General features: G+C 36.0%; 17 protein-coding genes. 16 read left to right on the top strand and 1 reads right to left on the bottom strand.

What is annotated here, in order from left to right; genetic code table 11:
* Positions 1–9: 9 nt before the first annotated feature.
* The 14 genes from CVD23_RS08570 (at position 10) to CVD23_RS08505 (ending at position 16,532) form a co-directional block, all read left to right on the top strand.
* Positions 10–684 carry a CpsD/CapB family tyrosine-protein kinase gene (locus tag CVD23_RS08570; RefSeq protein ID WP_101665834.1) on the top strand — a complete coding sequence of 225 codons (675 nt, stop codon included), beginning with the start codon at positions 10–12 and terminating at the stop codon, positions 682–684.
* A gap of 97 nt (positions 685–781) precedes the next feature.
* The gene (locus CVD23_RS08565) at positions 782–1,549 is read left to right on the top strand and encodes a tyrosine-protein phosphatase (protein WP_101665756.1); all 768 of its coding nucleotides are present in this window, start codon (positions 782–784) and stop codon (positions 1,547–1,549) included.
* A 314-nt stretch (positions 1,550–1,863) separates the two neighbouring features.
* The gene (locus CVD23_RS08560; RefSeq protein ID WP_101665755.1) at positions 1,864–3,684 is read left to right on the top strand and encodes a polysaccharide biosynthesis protein; all 1,821 of its coding nucleotides are present in this window, start codon (positions 1,864–1,866) and stop codon (positions 3,682–3,684) included.
* Positions 3,685–3,702: 18 nt separating this feature from the next.
* Positions 3,703–4,584 (top strand): UTP--glucose-1-phosphate uridylyltransferase GalU, encoded by an 882-nt coding sequence (galU, locus tag CVD23_RS08555; RefSeq protein WP_101665754.1) that lies wholly within the window; start codon positions 3,703–3,705, stop codon positions 4,582–4,584.
* Between the two features lie 214 nt (positions 4,585–4,798).
* A complete protein-coding gene (locus CVD23_RS08550) occupies positions 4,799–6,019 on the top strand; it encodes a DegT/DnrJ/EryC1/StrS family aminotransferase (RefSeq protein ID WP_101665753.1) in 1,221 nt (406 codons plus the stop codon).
* Positions 6,020–6,028: 9 nt separating this feature from the next.
* A complete protein-coding gene (locus tag CVD23_RS08545) occupies positions 6,029–6,637 on the top strand; it encodes a sugar transferase (protein WP_101665752.1) in 609 nt (202 codons plus the stop codon).
* Positions 6,638–6,666: 29 nt separating this feature from the next.
* Complete coding sequence (locus CVD23_RS08540) at positions 6,667–7,380, top strand: GNAT family N-acetyltransferase (RefSeq protein WP_101665751.1); 714 nt, start codon at positions 6,667–6,669, stop codon at positions 7,378–7,380.
* A gap of 29 nt (positions 7,381–7,409) precedes the next feature.
* On the top strand, positions 7,410–8,513 hold the full coding sequence (locus CVD23_RS08535) for a glycosyltransferase family 4 protein (protein ID WP_101665750.1): 1,104 nt from the start codon (positions 7,410–7,412) through the stop codon (positions 8,511–8,513).
* An 87-nt stretch (positions 8,514–8,600) separates the two neighbouring features.
* Positions 8,601–9,746: a glycosyltransferase family 4 protein gene (locus tag CVD23_RS08530; protein WP_101665749.1), complete on the top strand. Its 1,146-nt coding sequence runs from the start codon at positions 8,601–8,603 to the stop codon at positions 9,744–9,746.
* A gap of 32 nt (positions 9,747–9,778) precedes the next feature.
* Positions 9,779–10,960, top strand: coding sequence for an O-antigen ligase family protein (locus tag CVD23_RS08525; RefSeq protein ID WP_101665748.1), 1,182 nt, complete (start codon positions 9,779–9,781; stop codon positions 10,958–10,960).
* On the top strand, positions 10,961–12,175 hold the full coding sequence (locus CVD23_RS08520) for a hypothetical protein (RefSeq protein WP_101665747.1): 1,215 nt from the start codon (positions 10,961–10,963) through the stop codon (positions 12,173–12,175).
* The gene (locus CVD23_RS08515) at positions 12,141–13,190 is read left to right on the top strand and encodes a glycosyltransferase family 2 protein (protein WP_101665746.1); all 1,050 of its coding nucleotides are present in this window, start codon (positions 12,141–12,143) and stop codon (positions 13,188–13,190) included. Before CVD23_RS08520 ends, CVD23_RS08515 begins: the two co-directional genes overlap by 35 nt.
* Before the next feature lie 5 nt (positions 13,191–13,195).
* Positions 13,196–14,305, top strand: a complete 1,110-nt coding sequence (locus CVD23_RS08510; RefSeq protein ID WP_101665745.1) for a polysaccharide pyruvyl transferase family protein — start codon at positions 13,196–13,198, stop codon at positions 14,303–14,305.
* Positions 14,306–15,002: 697 nt separating this feature from the next.
* Positions 15,003–16,532, top strand: coding sequence for an oligosaccharide flippase family protein (locus CVD23_RS08505; RefSeq protein ID WP_101665744.1), 1,530 nt, complete (start codon positions 15,003–15,005; stop codon positions 16,530–16,532).
* Between the two features lie 1,057 nt (positions 16,533–17,589).
* On the opposite strand, the gene CVD23_RS08500 is transcribed toward CVD23_RS08505, so the two are convergent.
* A complete protein-coding gene (locus CVD23_RS08500; protein ID WP_180955604.1) occupies positions 17,590–17,892 on the bottom strand; it encodes a competence protein ComK in 303 nt (100 codons plus the stop codon).
* 675 nt (positions 17,893–18,567) lie between these two features.
* Here CVD23_RS08500 and CVD23_RS08495 point away from each other — a divergent pair.
* On the top strand, positions 18,568–20,121 hold the full coding sequence (locus CVD23_RS08495) for a YifB family Mg chelatase-like AAA ATPase (RefSeq protein WP_101665742.1): 1,554 nt from the start codon (positions 18,568–18,570) through the stop codon (positions 20,119–20,121).
* A gap of 173 nt (positions 20,122–20,294) precedes the next feature.
* A complete protein-coding gene (locus CVD23_RS08490; protein ID WP_257988194.1) occupies positions 20,295–21,080 on the top strand; it encodes an REP-associated tyrosine transposase in 786 nt (261 codons plus the stop codon).
* Positions 21,081–21,396 lie beyond the last annotated feature (316 nt).

The following is a 21,396-nucleotide window of genomic DNA, read 5'->3' as shown; positions in this document are numbered from 1 at the left end:
AAAGCAAAAATGTTTGAGCATAAACGTAAATTAATCGCAAAGCTGGATCCAAAATCACCGATTTCCGAGCAATACCGGACAATCCGCACCAATATCCAGTTTTCAACGGTAGACAAAGACATCCGCTCTCTAATGGTCACATCATCCGGTCCGGGAGAAGGTAAATCGACAACGATTGCCAACCTAGCTGTTGTGTTCGCCCAGCAGGGGAAAAAGGTGCTTCTTATCGATGCCGATATGAGAAAACCGACTGTGCATTATACGTTTAACTTAACCAATACATTTGGCCTGACAACGGTCCTGACTAAACAAACAGGCTTAATGGAAGCAGCGGCAGAGTCCGGCGAGAAAAACCTGTTTATTCTTCCGAGCGGCCCTGTACCGCCGAACCCGGCTGAATTGATCGGATCAAAAGCAATGGATGAAATGCTTGAAAAAGCATATGAACAATTTGATATGGTCCTATTTGATACACCGCCTGTTTTAGCGGTTACCGACGCGCAAATTCTCGCCAACAAATGCGACGGAACATTACTCGTTGTCTCAAGCGGAAAAACGGAAATCGACCATGCCAGCAAATCAAAGGAACTGTTGATCAATGCAAAGGGAAAATTAATGGGAGTGGTCCTGAACAATAAAAAAGCCAAGGATTCTGCCTATTATTATTACTATGGAACAAAATAATCAAGAATCGACAACGTTCGCTATTTACAACTTTTTCCGAATGGTAGTATGATAGATTGGTAATGTTTTTACAAAACGAAGAGGGGGAAAGACACCGATGATTGACATCCACTGCCACATCCTGCCTGGTATTGACGATGGAGCGAGAACGATCGACGACAGTATTGCAATGGCAAAGCTCGCATATCAGGAAGGGATTAGAACCATCATTGCCACCCCTCATCATCAAAACGGCAAATACAGTAACGTGAAAGAAGATATATTAGCCAAAGTGACTGAATTAAATAAGGCACTTGAAGAGGCAGTCGTCCCGGTTCAGATCCTGCCGGGACAAGAAACAAGAATCTACGGTGAGATGTTGGAAGATTACGAACAGGAAGAAATTTTAACGATAAATAACGGAAATCGTTATTTATTCGTTGAATTCCCCTCTGCACATGTTCCCCGATATGCTGAGCGATTATTATTTGATATACAGTTAAAGGGGTTAGTACCGATCATTGTCCATCCGGAACGAAACCAGGAAATCATCGAACATCCCGAACTTCTCTATCAGCTTGTCAAAAAGGGCGCGTTAACACAGGTAACCGCCGCAAGCGTAGCCGGTCACTTTGGAAAGAATATTAAAAAATTCTCCCTGCAAGTAATAGACGCAAATCTGGCCCATTTTGTTTCATCCGATGCCCACAACGTTTCAACCCGATCGTTTAAAATGGTTGAAGCATTGGATGAAATTGAAAAAAAGTATGGCGTTGACATGGTTTACTTTTTTACAGAAAATGCAGAGCTTCTTGTTGAAGGGCAAACAGTGTACAAAGAAGTGCCGGAAAAGATTAAAAAGAAGAAATTTTTAGGTGTTTTCTGAGAAAATCCAATAATATTTAAGGGGTCTTTGAGACCTTCTTGGTAATGTCTCCTAACCGATACCGATGGAGGCACTCGATCATGCCGTGGGCAAGAGAGCGACTTTTGCCTTAGACGTCAGTCGTCAATGGTGTGGTGTGAGGAGGGGTTAAATGCCCCAAAAATTTTGATTTACTAAACGAAATTATTGAGGCGCTTACATTTAAATATCTAATGATAGTGCGCGTGCTACAACGTGGATTATCATTAGCTATTTATTTTTTTATACACCCTTAAACAAGACCGGGAAAATATAAAATGAAAGGGGATTGTTCGTTGACGTACCGGAAGAGGTTAGCCATTTTAGCACTGCTTGATTCTTTGATCGTTTTCTCAGCTATTTATATCAGTTATCTAATCCTCCATCCATATTTAGGGATTTTTAAGTTGCCCACCTTATTAATAACATCGTTGACGTTACTGACATTCCACCATTTCTATGCTTCGATGTACAAGCTTTATAACAAAGCATGGGAATACGCGAGCGTTGGAGAATTGATTTCGATTGTTAAAGCGGTATTCCTCTCAATCTTCTCGACAGGGATTATCCAGTTGCTGATTTTCCAGGACGTTTATGTCCGGGCGCTGGCGATTGCCTTGATGCTCCATGTCCTGTTAATTGGAGGCTCGCGCTTTTCGTGGAGAATAGTTCGGGACCGGTACATAACAACTTTGCAACAAAAAAAGAGAACATTAATAATTGGAGCGGGTGCAGCAGGTTCCTTAGTCGCTCGACAACTTCTCCATAATCGTGATATTGAATTGCAGCCTGTCGCATTTATTGATGATGACCCCAAAAAATATCGGCTGCAAATCCTCGGGATTCCGGTAGTCGGCAACTCAACCGCAATTGCAAGTATGGTTGAAACACTGAAAATTGATAATATTGTTATCGCGATTCCTTCATTAAGCAAACCTGAGTTAAAACGGATTTCTGAAGAATGTTTAAAAACGAACGCGAAAACACAAACGATGCCAATGATTGAAGACATTATGCTCGGAAAAGTATCAGTTAACCAGTTCAGGGACGTCAAGGTGGAAGACTTATTAGGGCGTGAGCAGGTTGAATTGGATATTAACAGCATTTCAGAATACGTCAGCGGAAAAACAGTGCTGGTAACAGGAGCAGGCGGTTCAATCGGTTCAGAGATTTGCCAGCAGATTTGTAACTTTTCACCACAGAAAATCGTTTTGCTTGGTCATGGTGAAAACAGCATTTATGAAATTGATATGGAACTCCGTCAGCATTATGCGGCCAATATAGAAATTGTCCCAATCATCGGAGATGTCCAGGACCGGGAAAGAATGTTTGAAGTCATGGAAGAGTACCAGCCAAATGTCGTTTACCATGCAGCGGCCCATAAACATGTTCCGCTGATGGAATACAATCCAAGAGAAGCCGTCAAAAACAATGTTTTTGGTACGAAAAATGTTGCGGAAGCAGCGGATATGTTTGGCGTAGAAACATTCGTGTTAATATCCTCCGATAAAGCCGTTAACCCAACTAACGTAATGGGATCAACAAAAAGAATAGCAGAAATGGTCATCCAACAATTAGATAAAGAAAGTAAAACAAAATTTGTCGCCGTCCGTTTTGGCAATGTACTCGGAAGTCGGGGCAGCGTAATTCCATTGTTTACAAAACAAATCAGGGCTGGAGGCCCAGTAAGCGTCACCCATCCGGAAATGACCCGATATTTTATGACGATTCCGGAAGCTTCACGCCTGGTTATCCAGGCAGGATCACTGGCAAAGGGCGGGGAAATTTTTGTCCTTGATATGGGGGAACCTGTGAAAATCGTTGATTTGGCTAAAAACTTAATTAAACTGTCTGGCTATAAATTCGAAGATATAGGGATTAAATTCTTAGGAATACGGCCCGGAGAGAAGATGTTTGAGGAACTACTAAATGAGAACGAGGTCTTTCCTGAACCGGTTTTCCCGAAAATATTTATCGGCAAGGCAGTATTGGAACAGGAAGCAGAAGTGGACTTTCTATTAAAATCTTTTGAAAACTTTACAGCTTTGGAAACAAAAGATTTCTTATTAAATTTAGCGAATCGAAGAGAGAACAATATTCATCTAGTAGCTAAGTAGTGATAGGGGGATATCTAATTGAAAAAGGTTCGAAAAGCAATTATCCCGGCCGCTGGTTTAGGTACACGTTTTCTGCCAGCCACTAAAGCAATGCCAAAAGAAATGCTGCCGATTGTTGACAAGCCAACGATCCAGTTTATAGTCGAAGAGGCAATTGCATCAGGAATTGAAGAAATCATCATCGTAACCGGAAAAGGTAACAGAGCAATTGAAGATCATTTCGACTTCGCACCAGAATTGGAACAAAATTTAAAGGAAAAAGGAAAACTAGATTTATTAGATAAAGTGCTATATTCTACCAACCTCGCAGATATTCATTATATCCGCCAAAAAGAACCTAAAGGGTTAGGGCATGCAGTTTGGTGCGCACGCCATTTTATCGGTGATGAACCATTTGCTGTTCTCCTGGGGGACGATATCGTTCAAAGTGAAACCCCATGCTTGAAACAGCTGATGAATATATATGATGGAACTCGTTCTTCTGTAATTGGGGTTCAGATGGTGCTTGATGAAGAAACACATAGATACGGCATCATTGATCCAGCTTCGCAAGATGGCCGCACATATCAAGTTAAGAACTTTGTTGAAAAACCTAAACCTGGAACTGCTCCATCCAATCTGGCGATAATGGGAAGATATATCCTTACACCGGAAATCTTTATGTTTTTAGACCGGAAGGAAACCGGGGCTGGCGGAGAAATCCAGTTGACCGATGCCATTCAAAAATTGAACCAGATACAACGAGTATTTGCTTATGATTTCGAAGGAAAGCGGTATGATGTTGGGGAGAAGATTGGGTTTGTGAAGACTACGATTGAGTTTGCGTTACAGAATGATGAAATCAAACACGAACTGCTCACTTATCTTGAAAAAATTATGGAGATCAGCACAGTAAAATAATAAAGCAGATGGCATCAGCTCCTTTTCCTATGTCTCATCATTTTTCATAGAAAAGGAGCTGAAGTTCTTATGGCTTTGAAACCCAAATTTATGAAAGTATTTAGTGGGTTAGTAGTTAATTAGAATTAGAAGGTTCACAATCCAATTGAGTACTAAGCCACTAAGAAGAACACTTAATCTTAAACAGTGAAACCGAATAAAGTGAGGAATAAAAATGATAGATACTAAAGTCAGAAATATACCTTTTTCTCCACCTGATATTTCAGAAGAGGAAATTGGAGAAGTTGTTAAAGCAATGAAATCTGGTTGGATTACAACTGGACCCAGAACAAAAGAATTTGAAAAGAAGATAGCTGAATATGTTGGAACAAATAAAGCGGTTTGTTTAAATTCTGCTACAGCCGCTATGGAACTTACTCTTCGTATTTTAGGAATAGGCCCTGGTGATGAGGTTATTACTTCAGCTTATACTTATACAGCATCTGCGTCAGTTATTGAACATGTTGGGGCGAAAATTGTACTGGTTGATACGGCCGCAAATTCTTTTGAGATGGATTATTCTAAACTTGCTGATGCGATTACGGAAAAGACGAAAGCTATCATTCCTGTTGACATAGCTGGGAAAATATGTGATTACGATGTGATATATGAAATAGTAAACAGCAAGAAGCATTTATTTATGCCTAATAACGAATTGCAATCGTTATTTAATAGAGTAATTGTAATGACTGATGCTGCTCATGCTTTTGGAGCTCAGAGAAAAGGAATGAAATGTGGGCAAGTTGCGGATTTCACTTGCTTCTCTTTCCATGCAGTTAAGAATTTGACAACAGCTGAAGGTGGGGCTGTTGTCTGGCGTAGTGATCTTGGTGTTGATGATGAATCGCTATATAAGGAATTTATGCTATACAGCCTTCATGGGCAATCTAAAGACGCATTGGTGAAAACACAAAAAGGTTCATGGGAATATGATATTGTGTACCCTGCTTATAAATGTAATATGACCGATATTACAGCTGGAATTGGAATGGGCCAGTTAAATAGATATGAAGAAATCATGAAAAGACGTCAAGAGATTATTGAGAAGTATAATAATGCATTTTTACCGTTAGGAGTACAAAGCTTGCAACATTACGGAGAAGACTTTGTATCATCAGGACATCTTTATTTAACGAGGATTCCTGGATTAGGTGAAGTAGAAAGAAATGAAATAATCGTAAAAATGGCTGATGCGGGCATAGCATGTAACGTTCACTACAAGCCATTACCAATGTTTACGGCATATAAGAATTTAGGGTTTGATATAAAACATTTTCCTTGTGCTTTTGAAATGTATGAAAATGAAATTACACTTCCGCTTCATACTTTGTTAACTGATGAGGACGTGGAGTATGTGATAGAGAGTTTTATAAAAATAATAAGTGAAGTTAAGTAGGGTTACAGAATGTATAAATATTTTTTAAAAAGAATGTTTGACTTCTTGCTAGCGGTATTAGCGTTGCCGTTTTGGATTATTATCGTAGCTATTATTGGCCCAATTATTTATTTCCAAGATAAAGGTTCGATTTTTTATAATTCTCCTCGCCTAGGTAAAAGTGGAAAAGTATTCAAGATGTATAAGTTCCGTTCTATGAAAATGAATGCACCCGACTTAAGAAATAAAGATGGCTCCACCTTTAATGCTGAAGACGATCCAAGGTTAACAAAGATCGGTAAGTTTATTCGTAAAACAAGTCTAGATGAGACACCCCAGCTTTTAAATATAATTAAAGGTGATATGAGTATTATTGGACCAAGGCCTGACTTGCCAGAACATCGTAATCTGTACGAGGGCAATGAAGAAAGAAAATTAGAGATTAGACCGGGTATCACCGGCTATAATCAGGCATACTTTAGAAACACTGTGCCTTGGAAAGAAAGAATTCAAAATGATATTTATTACATTGACCATTTATCTTTGTGGATTGATATAAAAATATTTTTTAAAACTGTTATATCAGTATTGAAGCGCGAAGATGTGTTTATAAACGGACAGCAGAACAAAGAAAGATAAGAAATGGTATAGGTTTATGGGGGGGTTACATGACATCAGTTGACTTTTACGACCTAAAGTGGGATACAGATTTTTTTGGAGTCAAGAGTGCCAAAGCCATTTTGTACAAGCCTCTTAAAATGAATGAATGGAATGGCTTAAAAACTAAGTTTAACAATTACCAGTTTATATCAATTGAGAATCGCAATTCAGAATCTGTTAATGCAAAGTTTATTGGAAAGGATACTGCAGCATTTTTAGTAGATGTGAATATTCAGTTTAATAAAACATTAACAGGCGCATTTAACATACCACAACACGTTACAGTGCACGATTCACTAGAATATAATGAGCAAATCATAAAAATAGCTAATTTCCAATTTTCCAAGTTTACAGAGGATAATCAACTGGCGATACGTGGAGGCGATCAAGTATATCATCAATGGCTTATAAATTCTTTTGATAAGCCGGATAAGTATTACGCGTTATCTAAAGGTGAAAATGGTGATATAAATGGTTTTCTATTACATTCGTATTTTGACAATGCATGTGTAATAGAACTGATTGCTGTGTCCAAAACAGTCACTAATAGTGGTATTGGTACAAGCTTATTCAAAGCGGTGGAATATTCAGCGAATCACAAAGGCTTTAACATTATTAAAGTGGGTACTCAAGTGCGCAATTCCGAAGCTATTAATTTCTATTATAAAGTTGGTTGCAAACTGGTAGGGTGTCATCAAGTTTATCACTTGTGGAATATGTAATGCGGAATTATCTCAACCGGAGGACTTAAATGAAAAAAATTCTTATTGTGTCAACTGTAAGTAGACAGTTTTATCTGTTTGAACAAGGTAATATAGAAGTGTTAAAGTCATTAGGATATGAGGTGCATACAGCTGCTAATTTTAATGATGCTAATGAGAGGTTAAATTCGTTAGATATTATTAGACATCATATTGTTATAGAACGATCACCCTTCTCTAAAAAGAATATCAAAGCTTACAGACAACTTAAAAAGTTAATGAAATCAGAGAATTATGATGCGGTACATTGTCACTCCCCAGTGGGAGGAGTTCTTGCAAGATTAGCAACGAAAGCAGTAGGTATTTCGCCTGTTATATATACTGCTCATGGATTTCATTTTTTTAAAGGAGCACCACTACTGAATTGGTTAGTATATTATCCAGTTGAATTGGTCTTATCCAAATTAACGGATGTCTTGATAACCATTAACGAGGAGGATTACAGAGTAGCACAGAGATTTAAAGCAAAGAATGTTATTTACATTCCCGGTATTGGTATAGATACGAATAAATTTAACCAAGTTTTAATAGATAGAGGTAAGAAGCGAGAAGAATTAGGAATATCAAACGATACAGTAGTTCTACTGTCTATTGGTGAAATGATAAAAAGGAAAAATCACGAAACCGCTCTTAGAGCTCTTTCTAAGATTAATGGTCAAAACTTCTTGTATCTTATTTGTGGAACAGGTAAATTGGAAGGATATTTAAGAAACTTAGCTAACAATTTGGGGATTGAAGATAAGGTGAGATTTCTAGGATTTAGAAATGACATATCTGAAATATGTATTGACTCCGACATATTTCTATTTCCGTCGTATCAAGAAGGTCTTCCCGTCTCGGTAATGGAAGCAATGTCTGCACAACTACCGATAGTATGTTCGGCAATAAGAGGTAATATAGATCTTGTGGAAAATGGGAAAGGTGGGTATGTGCTACAGCCGGATGATGTTGATGGATTTTCGGTGAGATTACAAGAATTAATGAGCAATGCACAAATGCGTAAACGTATGGGCAGAAGCAATGCGGAAGTGGTAAAAAAGTTTGACACGACTGTAGTAAAAGAAAAGATGAGCAAGCTATATGCGGAATTATAAGTAAACAGAGTATTCACTGTTTACTATAACCGCGAAAAAGGTGCAATTAGTAGTTAGGGTTGATATTACATTGAAAGAGAGAATATTATGAAGGTAATATTTTTACGTTCCAATTCTGTCGACCCCGATTCACGGGTTGAAAAAGAAGTTAATAGTCTTATAAAAGCAGGATATAACGTAGAAATTGTTGCTTGGGATAGAGATACTAAATACAACGTTATAGAATCTTATTTACACTTAGAAGCAAATAGAGTTAAAGTACATAGATTCGGAATTCCTGCAACATTTGGTGGTGGCATTCGAAAGAATCTAAGACCGTTAATTTTATTTCAAATTAAATTATATTATTGGCTATACAAAAATAGAAATAACTACGATATTATTCATGCATGTGACTTTGACACAGCATATACTGCCTTTAAGATAGCAAAAAGATTTGATAAAAAATTCGTTTATGACATATTTGACTATTATGTTGATGCGTTTGGCGTACCTAAATATCTAAAAAAGCTTATCATAAGTAGAGATCACAAAATCATTAATTCCGCAGATGGAGTAATTATTTGTAGTGAAAAGAGAATTGAACAAATAAAAGGAACATCTCCTAAAGTTTTGGAAGTAATACATAACACACCGGCAAACATAATAAAAAATTTGGAGAAACTTAATTTAAATAAAACAAAGATAAAGATAGTTTATGTTGGAGTGTTAGGAAGTGGAAGATTTACAAAAGAGATTGCAGAAATAGTAAAAGATAATTTAAAGTATGAATTTCATATAGGTGGCTTTGGGCAGTATGACCAATATTTTGAAGAAATGTCTACTAAATATAGCAATATTATATATTACGGAAAGCTTTCCTATAAAGAAACACTCCAACTCGAAAATAGTTGTGATATCATGATGGCGATATATGATCCTAGTGTCCCTAATCATTATTATGCTGCCCCTAACAAGTTTTATGAAGCACTAATGCTGGGCAAACCTATAGTAATGGTGGCAAACACAGGAATGGATGAAGTTATTTCTGCAAATAATATTGGTGAGGTAATCAATTACGATCCTCAATCTTTAAAAAAGGCTATTGAACATATAGTACAACAAAAATCAGAGTGGAATGAAATATCGTGCAGAATGAAGAGTCTTTATGAGCGAGATTATAGTTGGCGTGAAATGGAAAAAAGACTAATAAGTTTTTATAAGCAGTTAATTTCAATACGCGACTGTAAATAATTAAACAGTATAATAGTTAGGATTTGTTGCGGATGGAAACCATGATGGATAAGAAACCAATAAATATATCAAATTCAACTGGGAGAAAAATTATAGCGGTAATACTTGCGTGTTTACCTGTTTTCGCTCCTTACGCACTTTTTGGTTTTGTGCCATTAAACATTTGGGTAATCGTATTAGGGTTTTTTGTAATGATAATATCAAGAAAAAAGGTAAACTTTAAAACCTCCCTACCTATTATTGTATTATGGGGCATACATGTGCTTCTATCTTTTCTGTCTGCTCAATTTGCAATATATAATGCTTCGTTACTTAATTCTATTTTAGTAACTAGTTTTACATTAGTTGGTATTATATACATGTGGTCCAATTGTGACTTTGAAACATTTACGAAGTTTGCAAATTTCCTAGGCATAACTAGTTGTATTTTGCTGTTTATTCAAGCAATATTTATTGCACGTGGCTCTGAACCTCCAAGTGGTAGACTATTTTCAATGGATTTACTGGATTATGCGGGGTTTGTATCTACAACATGGGGGTTCAGGTTAAATTCATTATTTTCTGAACCATCATACTTTGCGATATATATTTTACCGCTACTTGCTTTAAGTATGAGTAAAAAAAAATATAAACTATCCCTGTTGTATATTATTTCGTTAGTTTTAAGTTCTTCGACCTTAGGTATTGTGGGGGCGGCGGTAGTAATAGTTTATTACCTATTAATCGAAGAGAAAAATATTAAATTATTTATTTCAATATTGTGTTTGACGTTGATTTTGCATTGGGTGTTTTATAACACCATTCCATATTATAATATGTCAGTTAATAGAAGTTTTGAAAAAATATCTATGATTAAAGAAGGCCATAGTGATAATAGATTATATGGACAAGCATATCTTTATAATCATTTGCCTGTTATAAAACAAATTGTAGGAGTAGGTGTAAATCAGCTACAGAATTATTTTAGTAATAGATTTCCAAATATCGCTAATTATAGTAACTCGTTTATTATAACTTTGATAAATACAGGTCTAATAGGATTGATCGCATACGTATTGTTTATTATTAAAACTATCACCTTTGCACCAAAAAGAAAAAGGCTAGTTTATGCTATTATTTTTTTACTTGTAGCAGCAACTGACTATTTTATATATAATCATAATTTTTTTTATTTATTAGCTTTCATTTATTTGCAAGAAGAAACGAGGATATAAATGAAAATATTATTTATTACGCTACGAGCATTAGAAATCAACTCCTCAGTCAGCACAAGTAATATCGGATTGTTAAATGGGTTAATTCAAGAAGGATGCGAGATTGATTTATTAATGCCCGAGGTTAACCCCAATTTGATACAATATGAACCGGTTCAAGGTATTTATGATAAGGTAAATGTTATTCGTTTTCAAAGCAATTTGATTTATGAGAAATTGGTTATTGGAAAACAAAACAAACTAAAAAAATTACTTGTAGGTTATTTGAGGAAAATTTTTTATAAGGTGAGCCTATATGATAATACAATACAACTAGTAAATATGGCAGACGGAATTATTTTAGATGGAAAGAAATATGACTTGGTTATATCTACATCTGATCCTAAAACATCTCATATGTTTGCGGATAAATTAATAAAAAAGGGTCTTAATTATGACATTTGGTTACAACATTGGGGTGACCCGTTAAGTATTGATATCACAAAAGAAAATATCTATCCGCATTCATATATAAAATTAAAGGAACGGCAAATTTTATCAAATGCAGATTTAATTGTTTATGTTTCACCCATAACAGAAAGGTTACAAAAAAAAGGATTTCCTAAATATAAAGATAAAATGAAATTTATGCCGTTACCTTATGAACATGAGAAAATATATCGAAATGTCCGTAGAGAAATAATTACAATTGGATATTTCGGAGATTATAATTCTAAAGTTAGAGATATCATTCCTTTGTATAATTTTTGTTCTGAAAATCCTAACGTTAAACTAATAGTAGCAGGGAGCACAGATATATCCTTAAAAGAGAAAGATAATATAACAGTATTACCCAGAATTACACAGAAACAGATTAATGAATTAGAGGCTCAGTGTGATATACTTGCTTGTATTTGTAATAGATCTGGTACGCAGATACCAGGAAAGATATATTACTATGCCGCCACAAATAAACCGATATTGACCATCCTTGACGGTGAATACAAAGATGAAATAAGAGATTATTTATCAACTTACAATCGATTTAAACTGTGCGATAATAATATAGAAAGTATTAGCGAAAAGGTTATAGAATTGTCTGAAACAAATAACACACATATGCCGTGCGTTGATTTATCACCTAGAAAAATTGCCTCCGAGTTGTTAAATTTAGTTCGAGAAAAAATTCGGGAGAGAAAGAATGGCCAAAGTAACAGTAGCGGTACCAATATATAATGCAGAAAAGTACTTAGAGAATTGCATAAAAAGTGTTATTAATCAATCATTTAAGGACATACAGATCTTATTAATTAATGATGGGTCCAGTGACCAAAGTGGAGAAATTTGTGATAGATATCAACTAAAAGACCCTAGGATTAAGGTATATCATAATAGTAACCAGGGAGTATCGAATACAAGAAATTTTGCAATTAACAAATCCGATGGGAAGTATATATGTTTTGTTGATGCAGATGATGAAATAGATACTTACATGGTTCAGACCTTACACGAGTATATAGAGAATGAAGATGCTGATATGGTGATCTGCGGTCATAAGAGTGTATATCTGGAACACAAGAATAAACAAATTGTAAAACACAATCCTCCAGAATTTAATGGGTCTATTATAGAATTTTTGGAGAGAATCGAAGAATTTCTTAATACTGAATCTGTGCAAGGACCTTGTGGTAAAATATTCAAAACGGAACTAATTAAAAAAAATAAAATTCAATTTCCTAAGAAATTAAGTTTTGGAGAAGACACAATTTTTGTTTATAGTTATTTATCATGTAGTAAAAAAATCGTTTCAATTGAAAAATGTTTTTATTCTTATATGAAGAGAAACAACAACTCCCTTTCAGCATCTATTACACAAGATAAGGTCAAAATTTTTATTAATTTATATGATGATCTTCAAAAATTACTAAACAAATTTAATATTTACGAAAAACAAAACTTAATAGAAAAGAAAATCTGTCTGGCTGCCGTAAGTTGTATAGACGAGATATATCAGACAAATAGAAAATTATCTGCTAAAAAAAGGATCGAGTTTATATCTAACATTTTTTCGAATGAACGAGTAATAGAATGTTTTTTTAAGCAAACTCATACAAGTAAACGATATAAATTAATCGGTATTTTGGTACAAAAAAGATTATTCAGACTATTGGAATTATTATTTAGGCTTAAGACATTAATAAAAACTTTTAGGGGGATCTCTCTATTCCAACGGGAATTTAGAGCATTTTAATTAAAATGGAAAAACAAAAAATATTATTGTTTGGTTATTGGGAGAATAATTTAGGAGACGATCTTTTCCTGAAAATATTTAGTGATCGTTATCCCGACAAGCAACTATTTATACTGACAAAAAAGAAATACAAAAGTGTTTATTCATCAAGCAACATAAAGGCTGTAGCGTACGATAGTTTTTTTTATAGGGTTGCTAATAAAATTATTAAATTGTTCAATCTTCCTGATATGTTTTATACTTTTTTTGCAAAAAAGGTTGATTCAGCTGTTTGTTTGGGTGGCTCCTTATTCATGGAGAAGGGTCAATGGGTCCAGCAGATTGATAATTTAAATTACGTTGTTAAACATTGCGAAAAGACTTTTGTAATAGGAAGTAATTTTGGGCCTTATTACTCCAAAAGGTTTTTTGATTTGTATCATGAAATGTTTTCAAAAATGAAGGGCATTTGTTTTAGGGAAAAAACATCTTACAATCTTTTTTCCAACCTAACAAATGTACGATTTGCTCCAGACGTTGTTTTAAATTTGAAATATCAAAAAGCAACGCAGTTGAGAAAGAAATTAGGAAATTATTACATAATATCCGTAATAAATCTAGAAATCAGAGATGAACTACGCCCTTTAAAAAAATCATATGAGAGAAAAATTGCAGAAATTGCTTCTAATATCATAGATCATGGATCAAAAGTTATCCTTATGTCTTTTTGTAATGAAGAAGGCGATTTGTTGACTGCAAATACAATACGTTCATTATTAAAAAATAAAGTAGAAAACATAGATGTTTATTCACACAAAGACACAGGAGAGTCACTAGACATCATAGCTAATTCAAAGGGAATAGTGGCAACTCGACTACACGCAATGATACTTGCATGGGTTTTCAACAAACCAGTTTTCCCTATAGCATATAGTGAAAAGATGACAAATATAATAAAAGACTATTCGTTTGACAATGAGTACACCAAGATAAATGTAATTGATAAATTAAATGCTGAAGATGTTTATAGGTTTTTACAAAAAAAACCAAACATTCCTTCGTATATTTATGATAACGCTGAAATGCATTTTTCAGATGTAGATTATTTAAGCGAAAAGCCAACTCTTTTGAATTAAGCAAAAGAATTTGTTAGAACTATAACAAGGTATGTTGATAAACTCTTTATAAAATGCACCAACACATTATGTCATCAGATGGAAAAAGGAAGATAGAATAAACGTAGCACAGAGGCTGCAACAAGAGTTGTGATTAAGGTATTTTAGTTCTATTTTTAACCCTTTTTATTCAGCTATCGACAAGTTCGTGTCAGCTTTTCTGTACAACACCCATTTTTCTACAATTTTGTCATCACATGTTACGTTCTTCTCATAGCTGAGGCTATTGATAGCCTAGTTTAGTATGATAACGGTGGGTGCCTTTAAAAACAAGAACGACTTAGTAATAGAGATAGTAAAATTATTCCTGATAATTACGCTGAACAGAGATTTATGTCCTAATGCACAGCTGGGCTGAGAGATGAATTCGACCCGGACAATACACTGTTCCGTCAGCTATGAACGTAATCAACCTGGATGCCCTTATTTTCTGGAACAGAACCATTTTTGTGGTCTAGTTTCACTAGGCAGGGACCGGTGCCCCCCATTTAATAAGATGCTAAAACTCTACAACATTGATATCTGAACAATTGATCGGTTTCACTTTCGAAGGAGATGGACAATAAGGAATAGCCCTAGTTTCATTTTACATAATGATTAATGAAACAATTAATGCTACGTTAAAAGTTTGAAATATCTTTGAAAGTAGGAAATGTTTTTGACACTAAATCAAGTTAAGGCTGGGGCCATTTTATCATATATATCAATTTTAATAACAATTATTATATCGCTTCTATATACTCCTGTTATGCTCAGATTTTTAGGACAATCAGAGTTTGGGCTGTATTCACTAATTGGTACAATTGTCAGCTATCTTAGTATTCTGGATATGGGACTAGGGAGTGCAATCGTACGTTATACTGCTCGTAACCGAGCGCTTGGGGATAAACATGCTGAGTCAAAATTAACTGGGATGTTCTTGATTCTTTATAGCTTTATTGGATTAATAACTGTGATCCTCGGTGCCCTTTTGTATTTTAATATTGAATATATGTTCGGAAACAGTTTGACATTTTCTGAAATACACAAAGCGAAAATTATGATGATCCTTTTAATCTTTAATTTTGCAGTGTCTTTTCCATTAGGTGTGTTTGGCTCAATAATACAGGCTTATGAAAGGTTTATTTTTATTAGGCTGATTACCATTATACGTGCGATAATAAATCCATGTATCATGATTCCTTTATTGTTCTTAGGATATGGTTCAGTGACTATGGTAGTTGTAAATACTGTGTTAAATATTGCATGTTTAATCATAAATGTTATTTATTGTTATAAAGTTTTAAGGATAAATATTCATTTTGCTAGAATTGATGTTGGGCTATTAAAGGAAATAGCCGGATATTCTTTTTTTATTTTTTTGAATGTTATTGTGGATAAGATATATTGGAGTTCAGATCAATTCATTCTGGGGATTGTGTCGGGAACAACGATGGTTGCTGTTTATGCTGTAGCCATGCAATTTATTTTTATGTATCTGAACCTTTCAACTTCTATTAGTGGACTGCTTTTGCCTAGAATTTCGATGATGGCAGCTAACAACGCTAGTAATGAGGAATTTTCACAAATGATGATTAAGTTCGGAAGAGTGCAATATATCATCCTTGCGTATATTATAAGTGGATTCATCATATTCGGAAAGCAGTTTATAAGACACTGGGCTGGTTCAGAATACATTGATGCTTTTTATATAGTATTGATAATAATGATACCCTTGACTATTCCGTTGATTCAAACCATCGCATTGACAGTGCTGCAGGCAAAAAATTTACATGGATTTAGATCAGTTGTTTACTCTTGTATTGCAGTAGTAAATATTATTATTAGTATACCTTTGGCGAAAACATGGGGTGGGTTTGGGAGTGCTTTGGCTACTGCTGTGTCGCTATTAATAGGAAACGTGATAATCATGAACATCTATTACAAGCGTAAAATTGGACTTAATATACCACTTTTTTGGAAAAACATCGCATTATTATCTGTGCCAGTGATAGCAGCTTTACTGTGTGGGTTCGGCATCGGTCACTTTATTGTTGGTAATGATTTCTTACTTCTGGCTTTTAAGATGATTTTATTCTCCATTTTGTATTTTTGCTTTATATGGATTATAGGAATGAATAGATATGAAAAAAATCTATTTTATTCACTAGTGAACAGAATTTTAAGTAAAAAGAAAACTTCTAAATAATTGTTGGTGTTTGATAGAATCTGACCACTTTTACTTGTATATTTAGCTGTTTTTATTCTTGTTCGTTGCGGGGCTGTTATAGCTCCATATTGAAACAGAGTTTTTTATTCTCTATTCTTTTTCAGCTTGTTCAGATGCCCAGTGCTACTAACAATAATATGTAGTTTCACATTGTTTCTAAATTAGGGAATATGTAGTTAGGTTTATAAGACGAAAAAGCAGTCTCAAATTTAACTATTTGGTAGGTAGAGTTTGACCTTTTGACATGGGCATCATGGAGGCCTTCCAGACAAACTCCAGCACTTCGCATTGTGCACTCACCTACGTCCGAGCCAGTCCTTAAGCATTTTTTCTTAAAAAATACCTTACTGCCCTCAAATGGTCAATTTAATATCTAAAGAAAGGTGTGTTGGTTTTTCTTCAAACTATAATTTACCATGACGACAGGCAGGGGAGAAAAAAATAACTTTTTTCCCAAGTTTTTTGTGCCGGTCTCTGGTCAATACCATTCTAGTATATATTCTTGGTTGTTTAACGTGATAGACATGAAGTTTATAGTGTATGCAAATAATCCCATACCCCATATTAGTTAATAAATAACCCTGCTGAAACTACTCATACTTATCTCTTCTTTTTTCAAAACTTTTTTTATCAGTGACGGATACTCCTTCCTCGCCATTTCACCATTCCTTCCTAGTCTGCTCAATAGTCAGCAGGTTGCTCTTTTGGAAGATGAGGTAGATCCAGACTCATTCGGTCGCTATATTCACTATACTCCAGCGCATAGAAAACGTAAGCCTGTCACTGTGCGATTTTTCTTGTTTCACTTTGTTACATCAAGGACAGTAAAGGCCTGCCACAACGACAGGTCTTTAGGTATAGGGATATCACACAGTTATTTTTAGCATAGTTTCATAGCAACAAAAGAACCGTGCCTGTGTTTCTGCTACAGTCCCATTCTTTTACTTCTCCACATAAGGTCACGACAACTATTTCTTTTTTTTACGATACGCCTATTATCTAGATCAACCACAAACAAAAAGGATCTTTAGCCATTTCAACGGTCATGTCTGCTAGCTGTTCGGCGGATGGTAGGAAATAGAACTATTTTATGGATGGGATTGACCATAACCGGACACATATGTACATCGCCAAGCAGCGTTTTGGCTGTTTGCATGGCTCCTCTTAAATCAAAACCGATGGCTCTTATACTGTCAGCGAGGATTTCTAAAGGGGGCTTGTCAACAAAGAATGTTTTTTCTGTTTCCTTGATTTGCGTGCACAGTTTTGCATTGCGGCCGTAATGGCCTGTTATATACATGAAATACTGGTTGATGATGTAGTGTGGTTCAATGAACAAGTGGTTTGACTCTTTTTGAATGAAGCATGAAGCATGTGAAGCATGAAGCATGAAGCATGTGAAGCATGAAGCATGTGAAGCATGTGTGAAGCATGTGAAGCATGGGGACGGTTCTCATGCTTCCAATATAATTAGCGCAATAAGTTAAAACAAGTTGATGAAAAATTTTGTGAAGTAGTATATGATAGATTTGCATAAGGATAAACCTCAAATTTTAGCAAAAGGAACACCCGGTGTTGTCTTAAACCAAGAATGTTCCTCCTTTATTTTCAACCATTGAAGATGCTTGTCCTCATTTCTTTATTTACACTCCATCTGCTTAATAACAATTCCCATTAAAATTCAAACGACTGAATTCCCTATTAAAAACGTAATCAAGAATTGTAAATATTCCGTCTGAAATAAGCGCGAACATGAATAAATGCTTATCTGTTCCTAGTGCATTTTCAAAGCCAAGTTGTTCGTTAACGATGAAATTCTTTAAAAGTTTATTGCTATATCCCCTTGCCCCCCAGAAAAAGGCTACATCAACTCCAAATAAACCTTCGACTTCTACTGCATCTGAATATGTACGGGGTCACTGTGTGTACTCTTCTTATTTTCCCATCAGAAATATTTCCATTATCAACAAATCGTAGCAGAAAAACAACTTCTTCATATTGGAGGAATGGAAACATGTCCGCAAAAGTAACGAGTATTGGATTAAAAGGCTTGGAAGGATACCGTGTCGAAGTGGAAGTGCAGGTGAAGGAGGGAATAGATTCAATTGTGATTGTGGGACTGCCGGATGCGTCGGTAAAAGAATCTAAGGAACGGGTTTCGGCAGCATTGCATAGTTTGGGTTTCCCATTAGTGGATAAGAAAGTGATCATCAATCTTTCCCCGACAGAACAAAAGAAAAATGGTCCATTATTTGATCTAGCTATTGCCCTCGGAGTATTAAAAAGCGGGGACTTCCTAAAAGATAATATCCCAAAAGATGCTGGTTTTATCGGGGCTTTATCATTAGATGGAACCGTCCTTCCCGTTGAAGGAATGATCGCTGCCATCCTAGCAGCCAAAAGACTGAAGTTGAAAAAAATCTTTTTGCCATTCGATCCAACCATCCCTAAAGTCGATATCACCGATTTGGAACTAGTGTACATTGAGACACTGGAAGATGTGTTGCATCTTCTGGCTGGTCGTCAACTGCTTCCGTTGGTGCAACAAGTGGAGATGATAGAGGAGCATAAGGTGGTAGAAAGGGACTTCAATCAAATCATTGGGCACGAATTTGCTAAAAGGGCCCTTGAAATTGCAGCTAGTGGTGAGCACTATGTTTTGATGGATGGTCCACCAGGGTGTGGAAAAAGTCTTTTAGCTGAAACCTTCCCGTCGATTCTCCCCTCTTTATCAAAAGAAGCTCAGCTTGAAAAAATAAGCCTGTATCAATTAGCAGGTGCCCCATACAACTCACTTTCCCTTCCTCCTTACCGTCACCCGCATCATTCTGCTTCAGCCATATCGATAATAGGCGGGGGGACCAACCCGAAACCCGGTGAAGTTTCGTTAGCCCACCGAGGCGTCCTTTTCCTTGATGAATTAGGCGAATTCTCGAAGAAGACATTAGATATGCTGAGGCAGCCGTTAGAAAACGAAAAAGTAACAATCAGCCGTGTCCACTCCACCGTGACTTACCCCGCAAAATTTATTTTTATCGCTGCGATGAACCCATGCCCATGTGGATATTTAGGCTCGGACCGCCAATATTGCACATGTTCTGATAACCAGATCAAAAGCTACAAAACTCGAGTATCAGGGCCAATTTTAGACAGGATCGATATCTTATTGTCGTTAAAAGCGGTCAATCTTAAGGGACATGAATTCAGAGGGATTGAATCCTCTGAACAAATCAGAAAACGGGTAAAAGCTACCAGGGAAGTGCAATATGAACGTTATGGAAAGGAAATTTGCAATGGAAGTGCCCCTTTTGAACAGTTGATTGCAGGAAGCCCCCTCACAACTAACCAAAAACAGCATTTTCAAAGTCTATCAATCAAGCATGGACTCAGCAATCGTGTGCAAATAAAAATCATCCGCTTAGCAAGGACCATCGCCGACTTAAAGGGAGAAAAATCAATATCAGATGAAGCGCTAGGGGAGGCAATGAAATTAAGGAAGATGGACCAAAATCTATTACATCCCCGTCCCCAGTTATTGATAGGGGAGAATGAATACATGAATATTTGATAATCACGTTTGTAAATACAGTCTTCATGACTAGAGTTTGATTTTGCGGTGGAATGATTAAATGCTTGGTTGGAAGTATCAGTGAAACAGAGGAATAGATATAGACACTGCGAGTGCACTCTCCTTCTTTCGGTTTAAAAAATTGAAGTTTAAGATGAATCTAGGTAGTGGTGATGAAAATGCCTCGTAAAGCCAGGGCAAAAAGTCGAAGTGGAATATACCACATCATGTTGAGAGGTGCCAATAGGCAGGAAATATTCCACGACGATGAGGACAGCATAAAAATTCTTGATATCATCAAAAAATATAAAATGAAATCAGGAATGAGCGTTTACGCATGGTGCCTGATGAGTAACCATGTCCATCTCCTTTTGAGAGAAGGCGGTGAAGAATTAGCTATAACAATGAAACGTATAGGAGTGAGTTATGCTTCCTACTATAACTGGAAGTATCGAACATCAGGTCATCTTTTTCAGGATCGATTCAAGAGTGAAAATGTTGAAGATGATCAGTATTTTCTTACAGTCGTAAGATATATCCACCAGAATCCAGTGAAAGCAGGAATAAGTGAGCGGGTGGATGAGTGGCGGTGGAGCAGCTGTGCCGCATATTACGATAAAAAATATTATCCGGAGGAACTGCTTGATCGAGATAAGGTTTTCAAGATGTTTTGTGCCGATAGAAACATTGCCAAAGAAAGATTCAAAGAATTTAACGAAAGATATAATAATGATGAATGTCTGGAGGACAAAGTGTATAAGAGAAGAAGACTGCCAGACGAAGAAGCAAGGCTGGAAATCAAGAAGCTGCTAGGCGTGTTGGAAATCGCACAAGTAAAGAGTTTGCCAAAGCTGGAAAGAGTTGCAGTGTTGAAAAGAATAAAAACAATCGAAGGGCTAACACAACGACAGGCAGCAAGGATTTTAGGCATTTCGGCCAGTTTGGTTTTTAAAGCGTAGGGGTGGGAAGCAAGAGAACCGTCCCTTTGCTTTCCTGGAATTCAGAAACACGGGAACAGATTTTGTTTATTTTAAATGTAACGACAAAAGAAGTGGTTGTGAATACGGGAGTGAAAGGAACAAATCTTGTTGATAGCTCGCAAATAAATCAAAGTATTTCTTTAGCACCCTATCAATTTGTCTGGATAAAAGGGTAACAGGTACATGTTTTCAAATACAAAATCCGGCGCCATTAACGGCACCGGATTTTTAATTTGCGCGTGCCCAGCAAGCCGTTAATTGCTAGTTGGTGAAAGTCCAACCCGAGTAAGTGTCA

The organism is Bacillus sp. V33-4, assembly GCF_002860225.1.
GTDB lineage: Bacteria > Bacillota > Bacilli > Bacillales > Cytobacillaceae > Bacillus_BJ > Bacillus_BJ canaveralius.
Note: the sequence above shows the minus strand (reverse complement) of the source record. Positions and strands in the feature narration are given on the sequence as shown.